19 protein-coding genes are annotated in these 23174 nt (G+C 38.8%); 11 read left to right on the top strand and 8 right to left on the bottom strand.

The genetic code is table 11. From position 1 onward, the window contains the following. The first annotated feature begins 20 nt into the window (after positions 1 to 20). The 9 genes from WSC_RS22525 (at position 21) to hisIE (ending at position 9067) form a co-directional block, all read left to right on the top strand. A complete protein-coding gene (locus WSC_RS22525; RefSeq protein WP_016955982.1) occupies positions 21 to 1379 on the top strand; it encodes a PAS domain-containing sensor histidine kinase in 1359 nt (452 codons plus the stop codon). 296 nt (positions 1380 to 1675) lie between these two features. Then, positions 1676 to 2863: a hypothetical protein gene (locus WSC_RS0111010; protein ID WP_016955981.1), complete on the top strand. Its 1188-nt coding sequence runs from the start codon at positions 1676 to 1678 to the stop codon at positions 2861 to 2863. A gap of 28 nt (positions 2864 to 2891) precedes the next feature. Beyond that, positions 2892 to 4193, top strand: coding sequence for a histidinol dehydrogenase (gene hisD, locus WSC_RS0111005; protein WP_016955980.1), 1302 nt, complete (start codon positions 2892 to 2894; stop codon positions 4191 to 4193). A gap of 39 nt (positions 4194 to 4232) precedes the next feature. Then, entirely contained in the window at positions 4233 to 5294 is a 1062-nt protein-coding gene (hisC, locus tag WSC_RS0111000) for a histidinol-phosphate transaminase (protein WP_016955979.1), read from the top strand. A 3-nt stretch (positions 5295 to 5297) separates the two neighbouring features. Further along, positions 5298 to 6368, top strand: coding sequence for a bifunctional histidinol-phosphatase/imidazoleglycerol-phosphate dehydratase HisB (gene hisB / locus WSC_RS0110995; RefSeq protein WP_016955978.1), 1071 nt, complete (start codon positions 5298 to 5300; stop codon positions 6366 to 6368). Beyond that, on the top strand, positions 6368 to 6961 hold the full coding sequence (hisH, locus tag WSC_RS0110990) for an imidazole glycerol phosphate synthase subunit HisH (RefSeq protein WP_016955977.1): 594 nt from the start codon (positions 6368 to 6370) through the stop codon (positions 6959 to 6961). Before hisB ends, hisH begins: the two co-directional genes overlap by 1 nt. After that, positions 6958 to 7695: a 1-(5-phosphoribosyl)-5-[(5-phosphoribosylamino)methylideneamino]imidazole-4-carboxamide isomerase gene (hisA, locus tag WSC_RS0110985; RefSeq protein ID WP_016955976.1), complete on the top strand. Its 738-nt coding sequence runs from the start codon at positions 6958 to 6960 to the stop codon at positions 7693 to 7695. The genes hisH and hisA overlap by 4 nt, the downstream gene beginning before the upstream one ends. Continuing rightward, positions 7677 to 8453 carry an imidazole glycerol phosphate synthase subunit HisF gene (hisF, locus tag WSC_RS0110980; RefSeq protein ID WP_016955975.1) on the top strand — a complete coding sequence of 259 codons (777 nt, stop codon included), beginning with the start codon at positions 7677 to 7679 and terminating at the stop codon, positions 8451 to 8453. Before hisA ends, hisF begins: the two co-directional genes overlap by 19 nt. Continuing rightward, entirely contained in the window at positions 8447 to 9067 is a 621-nt protein-coding gene (hisIE, locus tag WSC_RS0110975; RefSeq protein ID WP_016955974.1) for a bifunctional phosphoribosyl-AMP cyclohydrolase/phosphoribosyl-ATP diphosphatase HisIE, read from the top strand. Before hisF ends, hisIE begins: the two co-directional genes overlap by 7 nt. 146 nt (positions 9068 to 9213) lie before the next feature. On the opposite strand, the gene WSC_RS0110970 is transcribed toward hisIE, so the two are convergent. The 3 genes from WSC_RS0110970 to WSC_RS0110960 form a co-directional block, all read right to left on the bottom strand. Continuing rightward, positions 9214 to 12333, bottom strand: coding sequence for a TonB-dependent receptor (locus tag WSC_RS0110970; protein ID WP_016955973.1), 3120 nt, complete (start codon positions 12331 to 12333; stop codon positions 9214 to 9216). Positions 12334 to 12675: 342 nt separating this feature from the next. Then, complete coding sequence (locus WSC_RS0110965; RefSeq protein ID WP_016955972.1) at positions 12676 to 14031, bottom strand: sensor histidine kinase; 1356 nt, start codon at positions 14029 to 14031, stop codon at positions 12676 to 12678. After that, on the bottom strand, positions 14032 to 14718 hold the full coding sequence (locus tag WSC_RS0110960) for a response regulator transcription factor (protein ID WP_016955971.1): 687 nt from the start codon (positions 14716 to 14718) through the stop codon (positions 14032 to 14034). Positions 14719 to 14971: 253 nt separating this feature from the next. Between WSC_RS0110960 and WSC_RS0110955 the strand changes: the two genes are divergently transcribed. Both WSC_RS0110955 and WSC_RS0110950 read left to right on the top strand, forming a co-directional pair. Further along, positions 14972 to 15517 (top strand): hypothetical protein, encoded by a 546-nt coding sequence (locus WSC_RS0110955; RefSeq protein WP_016955970.1) that lies wholly within the window; start codon positions 14972 to 14974, stop codon positions 15515 to 15517. 125 nt (positions 15518 to 15642) lie between these two features. Continuing rightward, entirely contained in the window at positions 15643 to 16647 is a 1005-nt protein-coding gene (locus WSC_RS0110950) for a hypothetical protein (protein WP_016955969.1), read from the top strand. Between the two features lie 352 nt (positions 16648 to 16999). On the opposite strand, the gene WSC_RS24150 is transcribed toward WSC_RS0110950, so the two are convergent. The 5 genes from WSC_RS24150 to WSC_RS0110920 all read right to left on the bottom strand — a co-directional run bounded on the left by WSC_RS24150 (position 17000) and on the right by WSC_RS0110920 (position 23153). Continuing rightward, the gene (locus tag WSC_RS24150; RefSeq protein WP_016955967.1) at positions 17000 to 17758 is read right to left on the bottom strand and encodes a tRNA1(Val) (adenine(37)-N6)-methyltransferase; all 759 of its coding nucleotides are present in this window, start codon (positions 17756 to 17758) and stop codon (positions 17000 to 17002) included. After that, positions 17745 to 21356 carry a hydantoinase B/oxoprolinase family protein gene (locus tag WSC_RS0110935; protein WP_016955966.1) on the bottom strand — a complete coding sequence of 1204 codons (3612 nt, stop codon included), beginning with the start codon at positions 21354 to 21356 and terminating at the stop codon, positions 17745 to 17747. Before WSC_RS0110935 ends, WSC_RS24150 begins: the two co-directional genes overlap by 14 nt. Before the next feature lie 61 nt (positions 21357 to 21417). After that, on the bottom strand, positions 21418 to 21627 hold the full coding sequence (locus WSC_RS0110930) for a DUF3820 family protein (RefSeq protein WP_016955965.1): 210 nt from the start codon (positions 21625 to 21627) through the stop codon (positions 21418 to 21420). Beyond that, on the bottom strand, positions 21628 to 22524 hold the full coding sequence (locus tag WSC_RS0110925; protein ID WP_082196157.1) for an alpha/beta hydrolase: 897 nt from the start codon (positions 22522 to 22524) through the stop codon (positions 21628 to 21630). A 17-nt stretch (positions 22525 to 22541) separates the two neighbouring features. Next, complete coding sequence (locus tag WSC_RS0110920; protein ID WP_016955963.1) at positions 22542 to 23153, bottom strand: Slp family lipoprotein; 612 nt, start codon at positions 23151 to 23153, stop codon at positions 22542 to 22544. Positions 23154 to 23174 lie beyond the last annotated feature (21 nt).

Below are 23174 nucleotides of genomic sequence, written 5' to 3'. Positions count from 1 at the left end.
AACTTATTAAGACAGCCTCTATGCCTTCATCAACGGTACTGATTTATTCGTTGATCATTGTATTTTTTCTGCTAATTAATTGGCTGTATTGGCTTGTGCGTATAAAACCGTACAAACAGTTTCGAAACCTGACCAAAGGCCTACTTAACACCCTCAAACAAAACCATGAACAAATTTGGTTGCTAAATCTGCAAAACCAGTGGTTGTATTATTATGACCACAATACGTTAAAACTGAAGAAGGTCAGCCAGCTCGATTGGGACAACGACAAACATCTTCGAATGTGGTTGCATATTGATGATATACAGGAAGTAAAACAAAAGTTTAAACACTTCCTCGATGACAAATCACTCGGTTTTTGCGCTGAATTTCGTTTAATGATAGGTCAAGGAAAGTTCCGTTGGGTACAGTTAAGAGGCCAGTGCCTTACAGAAGACGCTGACGATATATACATGTATGGGCTACTGCAAAATATCGAAAAATTAGTAGACACGGAAACCCAACTTAAAAACAGTCAACATGAATTAGCCAAAACTCAATGTGAATTGGACCAAACGGCTAATCTCACCTACGATGCGTTAACCGAAATGGCTCACTACCAAGAAGAACTGTTGCAACACAGACAAATGTCCGATATCGCCGAGCGCGTGCCTGAATTTGCCCACGAGATAAATACACCAATAGGTATTTGTGTCACTGCAACAAGTCATTTAAAAGAAGCGATTGCAACACTCAATGATAAAATTGCCAACAACAAACTATCAAAACAAGCTTTAGAAAAATATCAAAGTGAAATGGATAATACCTTGTCATTAATCGCCAGCAATATTGAGCGAGCAGCTGATTTAATTCAAAGCTTTAAACAAATTACAACAGATCAAACAAGTGAACAACTTAGGTCTTTTAAGTTAGCGACCCTTGTTAAAGATACACTGAATACGCTGCACCCAAAACTAAAGAAAACCCAACACTCTATAGAGGTTGATATTCCAGAACAAGTTGAAATGTTTTCCTACCCAGGTCCATTAAGCCAGGTCTTTATCAACTTGATAAATAACAGTCTTACTCATGGGTTTAAGGCGAAAACTGACGGTAACATTAAAATTAGCGTGTTTGACTATAGGGTAACAGACAAGCACGTCTTAATTGTTTATGCCGACAATGGTTCTGGGGTTGAACAACAAGACTTAGACAAGATATTTACCCCCTATTACACAACAAATAGAGACAATGGCAACACTGGCCTTGGTATGTCTATTTGCAAAAGTATAATATGCGACAAATTAGCCGGAGAAATTGTCGCCAATTCAGACAAAGGATGTGGATTTGAAATGTATATACGCATACCCACTGAATTAAAGAACAATTCTTCAACTTGATTTAACCGAGTTAATCAGTTACTTTAATCGCTATTATCAATTGCACTTTTTTAAGGCTAACATGTTATTTTTTAACCATTCATTACATGGACATCATCATTTAACTTAGCCTTTGGTGTAACCGAAGGCGCGAATTTGCCTTTCGGAACGGAAATATTACCCCCGGAAGGACACTTTCGGGGGTTTTTGCTTTTATAAGCCCGTAGAAATACCTTATAATTAGCCGCCCCAAAATGAGCGCTTAAAATTAAGAGCAATTGCAAGTTTAATAAATTTACCCAAAAGGATACGCGCAGATGTCAATTTACGACGCTGTTATGGCTATACCAAGAAGTGGTCGTACTTTTGAAAATTTTATAAAAAAAATCGGTACTCAAGCGACCGGTTTAGTCGCCCCAAACGAATTGATTAGTGCGGTTAAAGGCGGCAAAAAGCGCAAAGATCCGAACTACGCGCAAGCAAAAACATATTTAGACGAGTTACAAGGTCAACAAATAGCCAATCACTTAGGTTTGTTTATTGACCGTAAACGTGAAGAAAGACCTTACCGTGTTGGTTTTTTAGGCGCAGACATTCAAATGAGTGGTCTAAATGTACGAATTGAAGGTGATGAACCACACAACTGTTCTTCTCTTGTTGGTTTAGGTGAAGCTGATATTGCGGTAGCGGGTTTAGATGAGTTGTTGGCAGTTACACACAATTCACTTAACGCATCGGCCACTAAGTGGGGAATGTATAATTACAACCTTAAGAAAGAACATAAAGTGCGTATAGCAGGTTCGGCGATGCTGACCCGTTATAACGATGTTGTTTCGCGCGACGTGCAAGATATGGTTGGCTTTTTCTTAATTGCCAAACAAAGACCAAAAGACGACCTTGGCACAGGATATCCAAAAGACTATTTACAGCACTTAGAACATCACAAAAACCGCGTGTTTGTAAAAGGTCGTTACGCTGAAAAAGTACATAAGTCTTATCCAAAATTAAATATTGAACCTGTACATGACGTTGAAGATGCAGTAAACGACAGCAACACAGGTGATGTAGGTTTAGAAATAGTACAAACAGGCTCAACCCTGCGTAGAAAAAATTTAGTTTTATTAGGTGCGCCACTGTTTTTGTCGGAAAGTTTGTATGTGGTTGACTACTACAAATACAACAAAAAAAGTGATGAAGGTTTAATTCAACTTCTCGATGAATTAAATCCGGTTGGCTACTTTGAGCAGGAACGTTTATTACAATTTGCTTATTGGTATCACGCACTGCAAGAAAATTTGGGTGATAACTGGATAAACAAACCAGATATTTTAGATATTTTCTGTAGCCAACAAGATGCATTACGCGGTTTACGTCCATACAGTTTAAAAACTCGATATTGGACACCGTCAGACAGCTATAAGCGTGATGATGCATTTAGATTTGTAGAAAATTCACTGGCTGAATTGCAAGAAGTTTACAATCAAGTATTAAATGGCCGCGTATAAGACGCGGTTATATTTTCGGAGTTAGAGCATGAAAACCTTAGTTTGGAACGAATTAAGCCCACAAGAGCAACAACAAGTGTTAGCACGCCCTGCATTGGGTGACAGTGCAAAATTAAAAACACTTGTACATGATATTATTGCTCAGGTTCGTGAACATGGTGATCAAGCTCTATTTGATTTAACCGAAAAATTTGATGGTTTAAAGCTAACTTCATTACGTGTGTCGCAAACGGATATTGATGCATCTGAAAATGAATTATCAGCAGAAGTAAAAACTGCTATTGAATTGGCTCATCAACAAATACACAAATTTCACGTTGCGCAAAAAGCTGAAGTTATCAAAGTTGAAACCACTCCAGGTGTTGTATGTGAACTACATACACAACCTATTGAAGCGGTTGGTTTATATATTCCTGGTGGCACAGCGCCCTTACCTTCTACCGTTTTAATGTTGGCAACACCTGCACGTATTGCTGGTTGTAAACGTTTGGTATTAGCAACCCCACCGGGTAAAGACGGCACTGTTAAAGCTGAAATTCGTTATGCAGCAAAAATCTGTGGAGTTGATGAGTTATATTTAGCGGGTGGCGCACAAGCAATTGCAGCTCTTGCCTATGGCACAGAAAGCATCAAAAAAGTGAACAAAATATTTGGCCCTGGCAATAGTTTTGTGACTGAAGCAAAACAGCAAGTTAGCCAAGATCACTTAGGCGCAGCAATTGATATGCCGGCTGGCCCTAGTGAAGTTTTAGTTATTGCCGATGGCAGCGCCAACCCAGAATTTGTCGCTGCTGATTTATTATCGCAAGCAGAGCATGGTAAAGACTCTCAAGTTATTTTAGTGACTAACTGTGAAAACATGGCCAAAGCTTGTGAAAAAGCTGTATTTAAGCAGCTAGCTGTTTTACCGCGTGAAGAAATTGCAGCTGCAGCGTTATCACACAGCCGCACTATAGTGACAGATTCACTTGAGCAATCTATTCAAGTAAGCAATGAATACGCGCCAGAGCATTTAATTGTGCAAACAAAAGATCCAAGAGGAATTTTGGTTCAATTAGAGAATGCTGGTTCAATTTTCTTAGGTGCGTTTTCACCTGAATCTGCAGGCGATTATGCTAGTGGCACCAACCATGTATTACCAACTTATGGTTATACAAAAACATACAGCAGTTTAAGTTTGGCTGATTTTAGTAAACGCTACACAGTGCAAGAATTAACAGCACAAGGTATTCAAGCAATAGGTCCAGCCATTATGGCACTCGCCGAAGCGGAAAGCCTTGATGCGCATAAAAACGCAGTGGCGGTTCGACTAGAAGCATTAAAACAATAAGCCAAACAAGACAAAATTAATTGATAAGTGAATAAATAAATGAGCTTAGCGGAAAAACTTACAAGACAAAATATTCAAAAGTTGGTGCCTTATGCATCAGCACGTCGCAGTATGTCAGGTGGTAATATTTGGTTAAATGCCAACGAATCTCCATATGCAAACGAGTATGAAATAGACTGTTCGGTATTAAATAGATACCCAGATTTTCAACCAAAAAGTTTAATTAACGCTTATGCAAGCTATGCTGGGGTAAAACCGACACAAGTATTAGCTAGCCGCGGCGCTGATGAAGGCATAGAGTTGTTAATTCGTACTTTTTGTGAAGATAATGAACAAATCTTAATTTGCCCTCCAACTTATGGCATGTATTCAATTAGCGCACAAACTTGCAATATTGATTGCAAAAAAGTGCCTACTAAAGCGGACTTTTCGCTAGATATAGAAGCTATAAAAGCCGCGAAAGATAATGTAAAAGTAGTGTTTATTTGTTCACCAAATAATCCAACGGGCACATTAGTTTCGCATCAGCAAATTGAACAAGTATTAGAAATATTTAAAGACCAAGCCATAGTTGCAGTTGACGAAGCTTATATTGAATATGCGATGGAAACGTCAGTTGTATCTTGGATTGAAAAATACGACAACCTAGCCATATTACGCACCATGTCTAAAGCATTTGGTTTAGCAGGTTTGCGCTGTGGTTATACTCTAGCCAATGAAAATATCATTCAAGCTATGAGTAAAGTAATTGCGCCTTACCCAGTGAGCTGGCCAGTTGCACAAATTGCCACACAAGCATTATCTGAAGCTGGCCTTGCGCGTATGCAGCAACAAAAAGCAGATGTGCTGGTACAAAAGCAGCGAATTATAGAGGCATTGGCAAGCTATGAGTATGTGTACGAGCAAATAGAGAGCCACTCTAATTTTATTATGTTCCGTACTGAGCATAAAAAAGCATTATTTGATACCCTAGTACAAGCAGGTATTTTAATTCGCGATTATTCAAGTCAAATTTTATTAGATAACAGCTTACGTATTTCTGTTGGTTCTAAAGAAGAAACCGACGCACTATTAGCAGTTATGGATGAATTTAAAGGTTAAACAATGAGCAAACAACGTATTTTATTTATCGACCGTGACGGTACTTTAGTCACTGAGCCACCAGTAGATTATCAATTAGACTCATTGGAAAAACTCGTTTTTGAAAAAAATGTAGTACCAGCCTTATTAACCTTACAAGCACATGGTTACCGTTTAGTTATGGTGACTAATCAAGATGGTTTAGGCACTGACAGCTTCCCGCAAGCTGACTTTGATGCGCCACATGAAAAAATGATGCAAGTGTTTACCTCACAAGGTATTAAATTTGACGACGTTTTAATTTGTCCTCACTTCCCGGGTGATGACTGTAGCTGCCGCAAACCAAAATTAGGTTTGGTTGCTGATTACCTACAGCAAGGTAAAGTTGATTTCACTGATTCGTATGTAATTGGTGATCGCGAAACAGATATGCAATTAGCAGCAAACATGGGTATTCGTGGTTTCCAATACGGTCAACCTGGCATTGATTGGGATCACATAGTTGAAACCCTGACGGTTAAAGCCCGCACTGCAACGATTGAGCGCAACACCAGTGAAACTCAAATTAAAGTTAGTGTTAATTTAGACAAACAACAAAAAGCAGACATTCAAACTGGTGTTGGCTTTTTTGACCACATGTTAGATCAAATCTCAACACATGGTGGTTTTTACATGAATATTGCTGTGAATGGTGATTTACATATAGATGACCATCACTCGGTTGAAGACACAGCGCTTGCACTTGGTTTAGCGTTAAAAGAAGCATTAGGTACAAAACGTGGTATCGGTCGCTTTGGTTTTAGCCTACCAATGGATGAATGTTTAGCTCAATGTGTATTAGATATTTCTGGCCGTCCTTTCTGTAAGTTTGATGCAGAATTCACTCACGCCAAAGTTGGCGAGCTAGGTACAGAAATGGTGCCGCACTTCTTTCGTTCATTAGCCGATAGTATGGGCATCACTTTACACTTATCAACTGATGGCGATAACGATCACCACAAAGTGGAAAGCCTATTTAAAGTATTTGGCCGCGCGCTTCGCCAAGCTATTCGTATTGAAGGTACAGAATTACCAAGCAGTAAAGGTGTGTTGTAATGAATGTAGTAATCATAGATACTTCATGTGCAAACCTTTCATCTCTTAAATTTGGTGTTGAAAGATTAGGTTATAAAGTTGCAGTAACCGACAACGCAGAACAAATTAAAAACGCTGATAAAGTATTTTTACCTGGTGTTGGAGCAGCTGGCGCTGCAATGCGAATTATTAAAGAAAAAGGCATACCTGAAATAGTACAAGGTTTACAACAACCTGTTTTAGGTATTTGTTTAGGTATGCAATTAATGACTGAACATTCAGCCGAAGGCAACGTGGATTGCTTAGGATTAATCCCAGGAAATGTTAGACCGATCAAAGCCGATGGTCTACGCTTACCTCACATGGGTTGGAACACCCTAACGGAAATAAAAGATTCCCCATTATTTGAAGGCATTAGTCAGCAAGATTACTTTTATTTTGTGCATAGTTTATGTGTGGCACCTTCAGAATACACGCTGGCGACCTGTGATTATGGTCAAACCTTTTCAGCCAGCATTCACCACAAGAATTTTTACGGCGTGCAATTTCACCCTGAACGCTCAGGCAAATCAGGCGCTCGCGTAATACAAAACTTTTTGGAGATGAAAGCATGATCATCCCTGCAATAGACTTAATCGACGGTAAAGTCGTTCGCTTATATCAAGGCGATTACAATCAAAAAACTGAATATAAATTAGACCCAATTGAAGTATTAACCACTTACGCTAAAGGTGGCGCAAAATGGTTACACATAGTTGATTTAACTGGCGCAAAAGATACAGATAAACGCCAAATTGAATTAATTAAAGCTATGGTTGATACAGGTTTAATGCGTTTCCAAGCTGGTGGCGGCATTCGTCGTAAACGCGATGTTGAACAATTATTAGAAGCTGGCGTAGAGCGTGTCGTTATCGGTTCGCTTGCGGTTAAACAACCAGAGCTAGTTAAAAGCTGGATCGACACTTATGGCCCTAACGCCATAGTATTAGCTTTAGACATCAACATTGACGAAGATGGCAACAAATGTATCGCAACTCATGGCTGGCAAGAAAACTCAGGCGTAAAACTTGAAGATTTATTAGCTGATTACAAATCTGTTGGTGTTAAACACGTATTGTGTACTGACATCAGTAAAGACGGCACATTAGCTGGTTCAAACGTTGACCTATATGCAGAAGTTGTAAAACAGTTCCCGCATATTCATTGGCAAGCATCTGGCGGCATTGGTCAGTTAGACGACATTAAAGCATTAAAACCAACTAAAGTAAGCGGTGTTATTTTAGGTCGTTCTTTATTAGAAGGTAAATTCACCATCGAGGAGGCAATCCAATGCTGGCAAGGCGCATAATCCCTTGTTTGGATGTTCGTGATGGCAAAGTGGTTAAAGGGGTTAAATTCCGTAACCACGAAATTATTGGCGACATAGTCCCATTAGCGGAAAAATACGCTGAAATGGGCGCTGATGAATTAGTGTTTTACGATATTACAGCCTCTAGCGATAGCCGCGTAGTTGATAAAGCTTGGGTTTCGCGCATCGCGGAACAAATTGATATTCCATTTTGTGTCGCGGGTGGCATTAAAACGGTTGAAGATGCACGCATTATTTTAGAAATGGGTGCAGACAAAATTTCAATTAACTCCCCTGCTCTAGCAAACCCACAATTGATCACTGAATTAAATGAAAGATTTGGTCAACAATGTGTCGTGGTTGGTATCGACTCTTATTACAACAAAGAGCATAACCAATACGAAGTTTATCAATTTACCGGTGATGAAAAACGTACTCAAAAAACCAGCTGGACAACATTCGACTGGATTAAAAAAGTGCAAGAAATGGGCGCTGGCGAAATTGTTTTAAATTGTATGAACCAAGACGGCGTTCGCCAAGGTTATGATATTGAACAATTAAAACTTGCACGTGAAGTATGCAATGTACCTTTAATTGCATCTGGTGGTGCAGGCGCAATTGAACACTTTACTGATGTGTTTAAATTGGCCGACGTAGATGGTGCATTAGCTGCAAGTGTATTCCACAAAGCAGTTATCGCAATGGACGAATTAAAACAAACCCTAATCAATGAAAAAGTGGAGATAAGACCTTGTTAGTAACGGCAGACAATATTCAACAACTCGCTTGGGACAAAGCCGAAAGCGGTTTATTGCCGTTAATTGTACAAAATGCTTACTCTGGCAAAATTTTAATGCAAGGTTTTGTAAATCAAGATGCATTAAATAAAACGTTTGAGACAGGCTTTGTCACTTTATATAGTCGTAGCAAGCAGCGTTTATGGACCAAAGGTGAAGTTTCTGGCCACACGTTAAACTTAGTTGAGTTGTCAGTTGATTGCGACAACGACAGTTTAATTGCCTTAGCTAAGCCAAATGGACCAACTTGCCACACAGGTACAGAAACTTGCTGGGATGACAAAGCCCAACCACAAATCGCATTTTTAGCAGATTTAGAGCAAGTGATTGCTAGCCGTAAAGGTGCTGAGCCTGATTCAAGTTACACTGCCCGCTTGTATGCAAAAGGCGTAAAACGCATTGCGCAGAAAGTTGGTGAAGAAGGTGTTGAATGTGCTTTAGCAGCAACTGCTGGTGATAAAGAAGAATTAATTTGTGAATCGGCGGATTTGTTATATCACTTAACCGTGTTACTTCAGTCGATGGATTTAGAAATGAATGACGTAATTAATAAACTTAAAGAACGTCATAAGTAATAAAAACAGATTGGTTTATTAGAATATAAAGCCTTGGGTTTAAAACCTAAGGCTTTTTTATTTGTGACAGGTAACATTTAAGTTATCAAAAAAAGCGGATTACCTAAGTAACCCGCTTCTGATATACAAATAACAAGTGTTAAGTTTTAGAACTTATAACTTACACCCGCTGTAATACGACGATCAGCTAAACCTTGGAAACACAATAATGCGCCTTCATTAACACAAGATTGTTGAATTTCAGATTTAGTTAAGTTTACAGCTTCGATACCTAGGTTTAGATTTTCATTCACGTCGTAAGACACACTCGCGTTAACCTGACCACGATCATGCGTGTATACAGGGAAACCTAAAGTTGAATTACGCGATGCACCTGCTGCAGTATCATCGGTACGGAAAGCTTCACGCCATGTATAACGGACACGAGCAGACAAACCATGTTTCTCATAATATGCGGTAAGGTTATAAGCATTTTCCGAGAAATCTAACAGGCCTTGAACAGCTGTAACTTTAGTAAATTGTTCTTGATCATATACTCCGTTAATTGCATTGAATATGTCAGTACCGCGAGTAGCAGATTCATTTTCAACAGAGCCTCCTTTATACTCTTGAATTGTATAGTTAGCTTGAATACCAAAACCTGATGCCCAACCTAACTCACTTTCAAAGGCAGATAAATCATATTGGAACGCCATTTCAAAACCAGTTTGTGTAACAGTTGCTGGGTCATTTAATGAAGTCTCTATGTCTACACACAAACCAACCGTGTTTGGGTCACCTAAAATATTAGGTTGTACTAGTGGATTGTATACACCACCACTTGGACAGTTTGGATCATTTTCACGCCAGTCTTGGCCATTACCATTTGGGAAGGTTGGTGCACTTTCAGTTCCAGTTACCCATAAATTACTAATGTCCTTTGTAAAGTACCCTAAACTTACTACAGCAGCTTCAGCAAAATACCACTCCACAGAGATATCTTTCGTCGTAGCTTCTTGCGGCAACAAGCCTGGATTACCTATAGCAACAGATGCGTTTTCGTTGGTACCAAATGATGTAGATGTGTTCATGTTACCAAAATCTGGACGAGCAATATCTTTGCCCCATGCAGCACGCACTATTAGGTCGTCGGTCACTTCTGCAATTAAGTTAAGTCTTGGTAAAGTAAAGCTATAGTCGTCGCTAAATACTAACGCAACGGTTTCACCATCAATTTCAGTATAACCAGTTGAAGTTATATCACTTTTAATATGACGAACACCAAAATTACCTCTTAACATCTCATATGAGAAGTTTGCTTGCGCATATAAAGCAGTCGTTTTTTCTTCAACAGAGAAGCCTGTGACGCTTTCAAAATCATCATTTAAATAGTCAAGATCATTTGAGAATGTTATACCCAGAGCTTCCATGTCTTCGCGATGCGTTTCCATGGCGCTATAAAGCTTATCCATTACTTCACCAGGATTATTAAACGCTAACTCTGGATCGACAATTAAATAATTGCGAACTGCTAGCTCACGTCCATCTGCATCACCAAAGTTATCAGGTCCAGCAACCAAGATATCACTGAATAAATTGCCACTTGGACTATCCATCATCTTGCTAAATCCGCCGACACGATCTGATAAGCCAACTGATTCATGTTTAGCAATGTTATAACGCAAACCTGCTTCAATAGAGCTGACAAAACCACTGTCTAAATAGTAGGTTGTATCAACACGGAATGCATCGTCTGAATTTTTTGTATATCCCAAACTATAATCAACTTGGTCTAGAACGACATTTGCAGGGTCTAGTAGTTGTTCTACTGTCGGTGCAAAAGCTGAATCAAAGTTAATACCCCAACTTAATTTATCGCCAGTCAGATCGTATGCAAATGGTACTGCATTATCATTACTACTATCCTTAGTATAGTTCCCATTAGCGTCTAATTTATCAACTGGTGTGTTAGGATTAGGGTTTATAAAATTCAATTGTGTATCTAATTTAGGTGTTGTAGTTTTTGAGCTAGCACTTGAAATTTCAGCTGTAACTTTAAAATTACTCGTAAGCTGCCACTGGCCACCTAATCTGAATAGATCTGTATCTGTTACACGTGCGCCAGTATCACTGTTAAAACGCAAGTTAGGATCATCGTCGTCTTTTGCTAAATCAGGTTCAATTACCCCTTTAGTCGCAACTTGAATACTGCCAAGTTCAGTTCCACCAAGCTTACCAAAATTAACTGTTTCAAAAGCCGATGGTACGCTTTGGTTAAGTAAAACACTTACGCCCGAAGCTTGTACTCGGGTGCTTTCTTGACGAACTTCTTGCCGAGTTAATACAGTATCGAAGAAAAATTTAAGGTCATCGTTTGGTGCGAACTCAAAAGAAGCGGCAACGTTTTTGGTGTCGTATTCAAAGTTTTCAGTTTCTTGATTTAAAAACTGTATACCGACAAAATCAAAGTCTTGAGCTGCTGGTCTATCAGTTGCTGGGTCTTGCCAGCCTGTCGCAACTTTACTCTCATTACCATTTGCATCAGTTACAGTTTCCCATTCGTTTGCAACTTGAGCGTTCTTATTTGCGACTAAGCCACCGTCACGGTCAACGCGTGGGCGGAACGAAGTTGCTTCTTGTTTTGAGTAGCTTGCACTAACAACAAAACCGAAACGACCCTGACTACTTTCCCAATTGTTACCAAAAGCACCAGAAATACGCGGCATGATACCGTCAGTGGTTAAACTACTGTCTTCACCTTGAACACGTACAGTTGCTAAAGTATCAGACAATTGTAACGGACGAATTGTCTTAAGGTTTACTGTGCCGCCTAGAGATCCCTCAGTGTGCTTAGCTGTAGGTGCTTTAACGACTTCAACGCCTGCAATAATGCCAGCTGCCAAATCTTCAAACTTCATACCGGTACGGCCATCACCTGTACCAACTGTCTGCATACCATTAACTTGCACCACATTGTGGGTATTACCACGAATTTGTACACCCGTACCAACACCTGCTGTACGAGTAATTTGAATCCCTGTTATATTTTCTAATACTTCTGCTAGATTTTGATCGGGCAATTTACCAATGTCTTCTGATTGAATAACTTCAATTAAAGCGTTTGAATCACGCTTTTGATTTAACGCACTGGTTAATGACGCTCGAATACCTTGAACTTGAATGACTTCTGTATCTTCAGTTTCTTGTGCTGCGTATGCATTAGCAACCATGCTTAATGCACCTGCGGAAATAACTGAACAAGCAACTTTTGATAATTTAAATTGCATTTGTATAACCCCTTGTTACATATCTTATGTTGGTTAGACCACATGTATGATTTTGTTTAACACCAAAACAACAGGTGTAATACAATACTTACATACAAATGTGTAATGATCAATAAATTTGTAAAACATAGGTTAATTAATTTGCATTTAAAGATAGAGTAATTGTAAGGCAATTAGCGTTAAAGCGAGATTTTATAGGGGGTTAGAGGCATTCGATCAAGAAATAACCATGGCTTTGGGATTTATTGAAATAGCTAATAACGAAATGAGTTTCTCAATACAAAGTGTAAAAAAAAACAATTGTCAGACAGTTATGCGTTAACAAAAGCGAGTCGGCGTAAACTAGCCTTTGTGCTGATCACGTAGCTCTACTACATTTGATTTTTCGTTCACTTGTTTTATATCTTGTTCTGCAAATGTAAGTGTGACCGAACGGCCATTTTCGAGGGTTTCAACCTTGTAGCTAAGATTGATTTTATTAACTATTTTTTCAATTAACACTAAACCTATACCAAAGCCAGGTTCTTTATTCTGTTGGACGAATTTATTTTCAACCGTATTTTGGTTCAAAATAGTAATGCCGTTACGCATAACCGCTATGTGTACTAAACCTTGCAAAGTGTTTTGAAATGCATTTCGCACTAGGTTGTTTAACACAATTTGTAACAATGTTGGATGGGTATAAACACTGAGTGCATCACCACTGACTATCACTCTAACGTTTTTACCTTTGATGATGCTTTGGTTGTCTTCTATCGACTTATCTAACATTTTTGCCGGATCGCACATAGTAAAACCTGTGTCGTTTTGCCCTTCTCGACTTATCCATAACAAGGCTTCGATTTGATATTTCATATCAGCGACAGCAATTTCCATGCGTTGTAATACTCGCCTTTCGTCGGGTGATAAATCTCGCATCATGGCTTCGAGTATTTCCATATTAGTTGATAACACTGCGACTTGTGTCCGCAGCTCATGACTGGTAAATCGAGCAAAAGAATGTTCTTTTTCTAACAATTCAGTGAATTTATTGATGCTGTTATTAACTGTATAAGCTAGAGAAGTTAAACCATCTACTTTCAGCTTAGGAGGGGGATCTACTTTTTTAGAAGCAGATAAGTTGTCTGCCCAATGGGCCAATTGCCTAACAGTTAAATTGACATGATTAATGTAATACAGCTGAACAATAAAGATAATGGCAATAATCACAACAGCGATAAACACCGCGGGTTGCATTCTGCCCGCTAACCTTGCATCTAACTGAGATTGATTTTGTGTGGTAACACGATAATAAGTATACAAAGTGTGCTGTTTAAACTGAATTGGGTACACCAAAATCAACTCTGCAACCGAAAAGACCCCTCGAAAGCTCGAAACTGCGATATTTATCTTGTTTACTTTAAGCTCATCTTGATTAGCAACATTAGGAATACTGTTTTTCAGACTTTCATACGAAGTGACTAGTTGAAGCTCATCACTACCAATTGGGTAATGTGGTGCGGTTAAATATTTATCCGGATTGGTTTTGATTCGAGAAATTGCCCGCTCGGTGTAATCAACAAGAAAATGACTTTGCTGAGTAGCATGCTCAATATGAAATTGAGCCGCAACATAGATCACATAAAACAGCACAAAAACCGCTATAAAAGCGGTTCCAACCAATGTGCTGCGAATTTGTAGAGCGGTATTTTTTATCATTTAGTCATGCAGTTTTTTCTTTAACTCAAAACCAAATCCATGAACTATGTGTAATAGGGGTACTGCATAAGTTTTGTCTAAACTTTGACGTAATCTATGAATATGCACTTTTAATGCGCTACTATCCGGCACATCTTCACCCCAAATGGCATATTCCAAATCTTGTTTGCTTACTGCATTTGGGTAGGCTTTAGCTAATGACTGTAAAATAGACCAACCAGAAGGCGTTAACTTCAACACCTCGCCATCTCGTTTGGCTGTTTTATTTTTCAATTCTAAATTCAAGCCTAATTCTTCAATATTCAAGCATTTAACCATACCACTTTTACGGGTGGACAAAGCTTTTATTCGGGCCAATAATTCACGTAGTTCAAACGGTTTAACTAAATAATCGTCAGCGCCGCTATCAAAACCTGCGAGTTTATCGTCAATATCGTCGAGTGCCGATACCATTAAGATAGGAATTTCTTTACCATCTTCACGTAAGGTATTACACATTTGCAACCCAGACATCATTGGCATGTTTACATCAGTTACCACAACATCATAGCTGTTTTGGCTAACAAGATTAACGCCGTGAATACCGTTACCACAGTGGTCACAATCAATTTGGTTGAGTTCCAAATAATGCATTACTGTAGCAGCCAAATTTTGATCATCTTCAATCAATAAAACACGATTACCCATGAAATCCCCCAATGCATAAATAATCTAACTAGAGTAACCTAAGCTCAATACAGCATCTGGCTGATTTGTAATCTAGAGTTTAGGTTAAGTATATTTAACCTATCAGCAATCAATTTGTTAAATATTTGTTTAATATATACCTAGTGTAATTAGTTGCAATATGCATTCGTATGCAAAGCAAATTTCTTGCTATAAAAAGCGAAAATTTCCACACTAGTGATAGTTAGTTTTTTACATTGGAACGCATTTGAACATGGGTCACATAAAAAAACCATTGATTTTATTATCTTTAACTTTATTTCTTTTCGGGTGTGATAGTTTTTATACATTGGATAAACACAGACCCAAAGTTTTTACCTTAAACGACTTTTATCAAGCGCAAGGTCACCAGCTTAGGTACGATTTATATTTACCCAACTCTTATTTAGGTTGGATACATAACAAACAAACAATTATGACTTTTGACCAACAAACAAATACATATTGGCTGAAAAATATCGATATTACTCAACCTCAAGTAGATGATGTTGGAGGGCGCTTCAAAGTTGCCAGCAATGATTGGCAAAATCAATTTGGGTTTGGGGAATATGATGTGTCACAAGATGAATCTAGTTTTGGGATACCTCAAGAAGGTGCGGTATTACATCTACATTACTCACATAATAGCCGAGACATGTTTATTGAATTTCCCAAAGCAATACATGGAAAGTATTTATCTGTCGGGATTAAAGTCACTGAAAATTCATTGCGCCCATCGGCAATAATGTACGCCCAATTAAGCCAACTACCAATTCCATGAGTGGTTAATGTATGGCAAAAATAATTTACATAGGAAAACATTTACCCTTTTATTTCGATTAAAAAGTGGTTAATCTTAAGCATCTGCGATCATCTTGTTAAAGAACAATAAAAAGGACGCTATTTATGAGCAAGCCTATCGCACTCTACGCGCTTGATGCTAATTTAGACATAGAAGAATGTTGCCAAAACGCTAACTACTGGGGAGCCAACACGCTCATACTGTCACCTGAGTTGTATAACGAGCCAGAACTCCCCTCATTGTTAGACAAATATAATTTATCACTCTGGCTGAATATATCTGTACTCAATAACCCAGAGTATTTGCAGCAAGAACCACAGCGTCAAGCCATAACCAATAGCAAGTTACCAGCTAAAACAGATTGGTGCCATTTTGTCTGCCCAACAGATAGGGTTTATCAAAACTATCTCGAAAATGAAATTCACCATTATTTAGAAGATATTTCGCCGGCAATTATTAGCTTAGACTTTTTGCGTCAGTTTATAAATTGGCAAGGCAAGGCATTTGAACAAATTCAGAATAGCGACTTAGAATACGGCTGCTTCTGTTCTAATTGTTTGCAAAATTTTAGTATTTCGCCTTTTTATACAGAAGCGGCACAAGCTCAAATTGAAGCTGGTGAATTTAGTGTCGATTATGCCAATTGGCGCAGCCAAAAAATTATTGATATAGCCCAGCATTTAACCCGTTTAATCCGAGAGCTATCACCTGATAGCAAACTTGTTTTAAATACCTTGCCTTGGTCTGATGAGGTATTAAATCAGGCGAGTACTTTGCTCGCAGGGCAAAATAAAACAGAATTAGCACTGCTATTTGATGCTATGTGTCCTGTAGCTTTTACCCATTTAATGCCACAAGGTATGGAAGAAAAAGCAGCGTTAATGCAAACCATAAGTGATGAAACACACTTACCGGTTTTTTATGGTTTACAGGTTTCACATTGGCGCGCACAGAACCAAATTTCAAATGGTCAATTTGAGGCTGAACTAAAACAGAACTTAGCTTTAAGTAAACATGGTTTGGTTATTTATAATTACCATGAGTTAACTCGTTCACCGGAAAAAGCGACAATTTTGAAGCGACATTTGAATCCGGAGATCCATTATTAATTGCGTATTAGGAATGGCAGCACATCGATAAAGGTGCGTGAAGATAGATAACTTGAAGCATAATTTTCTAAAAACGCTTTAAACTCAACCTGAGCCGCTCGCATAAAACATCCCTGTTTTACGAAGTTTTAGAAAATTAGCATTCAACTTATCTATCAATGATAGTTCACTGATTGAATTTCGCAGCGCTATCATCGAGTTAAAGTGGGAGAGCAATAATTTAGAGCAAAATTTCTTTTTCATGGATGAAAAAGCGAAGCGTACAGGGATTGTATTCACAGCGGTTTTGTGAAAATTATGTTCTATCGATTTAACGTCACATTAAGCACATCAGCTAAAGCAACTTCAACTACTAAAAATTCAAATAATAAGCCCGACACAAAGCACGATATTGCTCAGTATATTTACTCTGTTCATCATAAATAACCAACTTTTCTACATCGGGCTTCTGAAAATTTGAGCCACAGCTAGTAGATAGTTTAACCCGAATACACACTCGTTTAGCAACGTCATCAGACAATTTGGGGAAAATATGTAACTCAGCAATACAGTTTAAATTATATTCAGCAAAAATAGCTTTGACCTGCGCGAAATCGACAAACGGGAATACCAACTCAGCAATACCTTCTAAAGCCAAACGTTGGCTAATTTGTGTTGCTAGAATCGTCCAATCTAAATTTGTTTGCAAACGAGCAAGCGCTCGGCCTTGTTGAATTGTTTGCCCAGCGCCAAAATAAGGCGGATTACAAATTATGCGCTGATATTTTCTACCCATGGATAAATCTTGTATTGGTGATTTCACCAGTTGAATATTTGCAGCCCAGTTACATTGGCTAAAATTAAACTCAGCATCAATACAAGCACTTTGGTCCATTTCTACCGCAATGAACTTAACCTGATTTGACGATTGAAACTTTTGCGCCAGCATCAAAGTTAATAAGCCAGTGCCACAGCCTATATCTAGCACCCAATGTGAAGAATCAGCCGTTGCATCGGGCTGAATTTCAGCTAACGCCCAACTGCCTAAAATCAGACTATCAGTCCCCACTTTCATGGCACTGTGTTGCTGGCTTACCTCAAATTGTTTACAAACAAAATTACCGCTGGCCAAATCCACCGCCTCCAGGGGTTTCTATTGTCAGAATATCGCCAGCATCAACAGCTACATTTGCATTAAAACTTAGTTCGACTTTATCTTGGGTATCTAACCTAGTTAAATAATTACATCCAACTAACCCATTGCTTCCACCAGCCAAACCTTGTGGCGCATGTAACCTTGAATTTGCCAATATATTAATTTGCATAGGCTGTAAAAATTCGATTGAACGAATTAAACCATTACCACCATTAAATTGCCCTTTCCCACCCGAGTTTGCTCGAATGGCAAATTGCCTCAATTTAACAGGGTATCTTTGTTCGAGTATTTCAGGATCTGTTAAACGTGAATTAGTCATATGGCTATGTACAGCGTCTTGCCCTGCATAAACAACACCTTGAGGCGTAATACCAGCACCAGTCCCACCCGCTAAAGTTTCATAGTACTGATATTCAGCATTGCCAAATGACAGATTATTCATAGTGGTTTGAGAACATGCTTGTTTGCCTAACGCTAAAAACAAACTTGATACGACAGCTTGTGAAACCTCAACATTACCAGCAACCACAGCAGCGGGATATTCAGGGTTCAACATAGACTTTTCCGGTACTACAACAGTTAACGGTCGCATACAGCCAGCATTTAACGGAATGGCATTTTCAACTAAACATCTAAATACGTAAATAACAGCAGCATCTGTAATAGAGCGCGGCGCATTAAAATTCGAATTTTGTTGTTCGCTTGTCCCACTAAAGTCAATAATTGCACTATCACCCGATATTTTAATATCAACACAAATAGTCGCTCCACAATCCATGGTTAATTGTGCAGTTCCTGAGTTTAGGCTTTGTAGCGCGTTTCTAACAGCTAACTCACCGTTGGCTAAAATTGCATTTAAAATTTGATTACAAGCAACTAAACCTTGCGTTTCAACAAACTCAATTAAGGCTTTTTCACCGACTTTATTCGCAGCTAACTGAGCGGATAAATCGGCAATATTTTGTTTAATATTACGTGCCGGATATTCGCCTTGGGCAAAAGCTTGCTGTACATGATCAACTAATAATTTGCCCTGTTCAGCGATTTTTAAACCATCAAACAACAAACCTTCTTGTTGAATATGATTGCTGTCTGCGGGCATTGAACCTGGGGTAATGCCACCAACATCGGCATGATGTGCACGTGAGGCAACATATAAAACAGGGTTGGTAGATTGATAAAATATCGGTGTAACTAAAGTTAAATCAGGTAAATGTGTACCACCTAAAAATGGTGAATTAATTAAATAACTGTCACCTGCTTGCATTGTATACTTGTGCTGCTCTATAACACTTAACACACTATGTGACATAGAGCCTAAATGCACAGGTACATGCGGCGCGTTGGCAATAAGCTCACCGTTCTGATTAAAAATAGCACACGAGAAATCTAGCCTTTCTCTAATATTCACCGAATGAGCAGTTCTTGCCAGCACTTCACCCATTTGCTCAGCAAACGACATAAATAAGTTGTTATAAATTTCGAGTTTAATTGGGCTAATTTCAATTTGAGTGTCGACAGCTGGCGTTTGCGTGAAAGTAGCATTTTCTGTGGCTACCCGCTCTAACAATAATGATTTATCTGCTAGTTGTTTAGCCTGCCATCCGGCTTCAATTACATTACAACCTGTTTTTTCAACAATTAACGCCGGCCCTTGAATAACCTGCGCTGTGCTAAGTTTATCTCGTTGATAAACGTTAAATTCAGCAGATTCAAATAACTGAACTTGATTTGACAGAGGCTCAACTTGAATGTCAGTGTTATTTAAATCAACTTGCGATTGTAAGTGTACTTCCACGACATAAGCATCAATCAAAATGCCGGTGTTGGGCTGTACATAACCAAATTGGTTTTGGTGTTGCTCTGCAAACTTATCTTGGATGGTTTGTATATTATTGGCGTAATCAACTTCAAATCTAACTTCTGCGCCTTGGTACTTAACTAATAATTTAGCTTTAGTGACAAAACTATCATCGGCAATATTTTTAGCCGCTGTTTGTTGTTTTATTTGTTTAATAAATTGCGCCTGTTTAGCTTGGATTTGCCTAGCCAGTGCAATTAAATTTGATTCAGACAACTCTTGCTGTGCACTAAACTCAGCACCAACACCTTGGTCAGACAAACCAATACCAAACGCGGATAACACACCGGCATATGGATGAATAATCACTTTATTCATGCCTAACGCTTGAGCCATCAAACAAGCATGTTGCCCACCTGCACCACCAAAACAACTTAACGCATATTCGGTTAAGTCGTAGCCTCTTTTGGTGGAAATATGTCTAACTGCGTGCGCCATATTATCAACCGCAACTTCAATAAAACCTTGTGCAATTTCAACTAACGACAAGTTTATATTGTCAATTTGCAAAGCCTGCTGCACCTGCATAAGTTTGTTGATGGCCGCTTGTTTATCTAAGGGTAAATCACCATTAATACCAAATACCACAGGAAATAACTCCGCATTTAATTTCCCTAACACTAAATTACAGTCAGTGACTGTAAGCGGCCCACCTTTGCGATAACAGGCTGGCCCAGGGTTAGAGCCGGCTGATTCAGGCCCAACTTGAAAACGCCCGTCGGCGTATTGGCAAACAGACCCCCCACCGGCTGCTACTGTATGTATATTTAACATTGGGGTCGCCAAACGTACACCGGCAACTTCAGTGCAATAGCTAAACTCATATCTATCGGCATAATGCGAAACGTCTGTTGAAGTGCCGCCCATATCAAAACCAATAATTTGATTAAAACCGCTTTGCTGTGCTGTTTTAACTGCTCCAACAATACCACCAGCTGGACCAGATAAAATTGCGTCTTTACCTTTAAACAAATCAGCCTGTGTCAAAGCGCCATTTGATTGCATAAAATATAAATCAACACCATGTAATGCATCGGCAATTTGATTAACATAGTTTTGCATGACTGGCGTTAAATAAGCATCAGCAACGCAGGTATCGCCGCGTGGAATAAGTTTTATGGTTTGACTGGCTTTGTGCGAAAGCGAAATTTGTGTAAAACCGGCCTCTTTAGCCAACAATTCTAGCGCTTGTTCATGCTGAGGATTGATCCAACTGTGCATTAGCACAATCGCAATTGCATCGAAACCTCGTTGTTTTATCTGATTGAATAGTTGACGAGCTTGTTCAAGATTTAACGATTGCTCTATATTTCCCTGCACATCAATGCGTTCAGCTATTTCGAACGCGGCCGCAAACAAAGTATCCGCCAATATAATTTGTTGAGCAAAAATATCTGGGCGATGTTGATAAGCAATTTTTAAACTGTCTTTAAAACCTTTAGTTGTCACTAAGGCTGTTTTTTCACCTTTACGCTCAAGTAGCGCATTGGTAGCGACTGTTGTGCCAACTTTAACACTGTCGATAATTTTATTTGGAATGGCTTGTTCGTAACTTAAATCAAGTAAATCACGAATACCCTGCACTGCAGAGTTTGCATAACGTTCTGGATTTTCAGATAAGAGTTTATGGGTTATCAAAGTGCCATCTGGTTTAACAGCTACTATATCTGTAAATGTACCACCGCGATCTACCCAAAACTGCCAACCCGCCATAAACAATCCTCAAAACCCAGTAAAAATTTGAAGCGGAATTTTAACACATTTGTTTAGCGAATTAGCGTTTTAACGGTTTGATTAAATGAGATAAGTTTTCGATTTTTATCACCATAGTCATAGCCATTAATTCGCCTAGCTCACCTGGCGGAAATCCTTTATTTTGAAACCATAAAAAGTATTCTTCAGGAATGTTTATCAAGTCTATTCCTTTGTATTTACCAAATGGCATTTGTGTATTGGCTATTTTTATTAAAATTTGTGGTTCCATTTAGAACTCCGGTTCCTTTATAACCTGTGTTTTTATATATTCCGCAACTGCTTGGGCTTGTGGCATATGAAAATGATGTGAGCCTAAAAACTCTTTTACAAACGCTTTTTTTGCAAATTGAATATATTGCTCTACCGTTTTCCGAATAACTGTATAACCTTGTTTGGCCAAACACACATGGATTGGACAAAAGATACTGCTTAGTAGCTCTTGTGCTTGATTTGGTGTTAGCCGAATAGGTGATAGTGTTTGCAGCCTTTGGTCGCTGCGCCAACTAAAACAATTGTGTTCAAGGTATAAATTTCTCTCGATCAGTGCTTGGGCAAAATGCGCTTCAAGCTGATTTTTTTCCACTCGCATTTGTATTAATGCCGGAAGTAGATTTAACGGCTTTTTAATCGACGACTTAGTTCGTTTTTCCGCCATTTTTATCCGACTTTCAAAAGCTAAATGAATATTTGTGGCTAATTCACGCTCAGGTTGGGTAAAAGCACCAGGAGATTCCAATAAAACCAGCGACTTAACAAAATCACTCTCGCTCACGGCAAAAATAGTAGACACAGCCCCACCTAACGAATGCCCAATCAAATAAAACGGCGGCAAGTTCAGTTGTTGGCAAAACAACTTTAAATCATAAACCCAGTCTATTAAATGATAGTGCGCATCTAAACTTCTGTGATCACTATGCCCATGACCAATCAATTCAATAATAATCAGTTGATATTCACTAAAATACTCACTCATAGGTAAAAAGCTTTCAGCGTTATCTAACCAGCCATGAATGCACACTATTGTCGGTATATTAGAGTCTATATTTGCGAGATTAAAATTACTCAAATAACAAACAGACTTGCCATGATTTAGAAGGCAAGTCTGCTGGATAAGTGATGTGGGCATTTACCTACCTATACTCATTATTCGCGCGTCGACGATTTTTTCTTTGGCTGACGTTTTTTGTTATCCGTCGGTATGTAATAAGGGTGTAAATAATGATACCTACGCCAATACCAATGACTAGAATATGGCCAAAATGGATCTGCCCATAAATCTGCTCGGCTCTCTATTTCTTTGGCCTCAGGCCAAATATGCACCTCAGCATTATTGAGCACAGGATAGCTTATCTCGTATTCACCAACCTTACCTTGTTCGGGCGGTGCTACTGAACCCAAAGCGCTCACCATACGGCCAGATTTAAAAATGCCCGGTTCTAAAAACTGTTTTACATAAACGCGGAATCGACCTTTTGATTCATCGGTAACTTTTGGTTTACTGCTACTATAAGCTTCGTAATGAACAAGCTCTAACATTGTCTGTTGCTGTAAGTTTTTTACCGCAACAATAACACCGCCCCATCTAGCCTGTTCACCAACAACCTGATTGCCTTGTTTACTGGCATCGTCGAAACTCACTAATTTAACGTTGTCAGCCACTTGCAAATTTTTTGGTACAGTACTGCAAGCCGACAATCCCCATATTAAACCCAAACAAGATAAAACTTGTGCTAAGCGTCTGTTAAATATGTACATAATATTAAATCAACCATAACT

Origin of the sequence: Catenovulum agarivorans YM01, assembly GCF_000281085.1 — a bacterium.
In the GTDB taxonomy this organism is placed as follows: domain Bacteria; phylum Pseudomonadota; class Gammaproteobacteria; order Enterobacterales; family Alteromonadaceae; genus Catenovulum; species Catenovulum agarivorans.
This window is presented reverse-complemented; position numbering and strand designations above follow the sequence as displayed.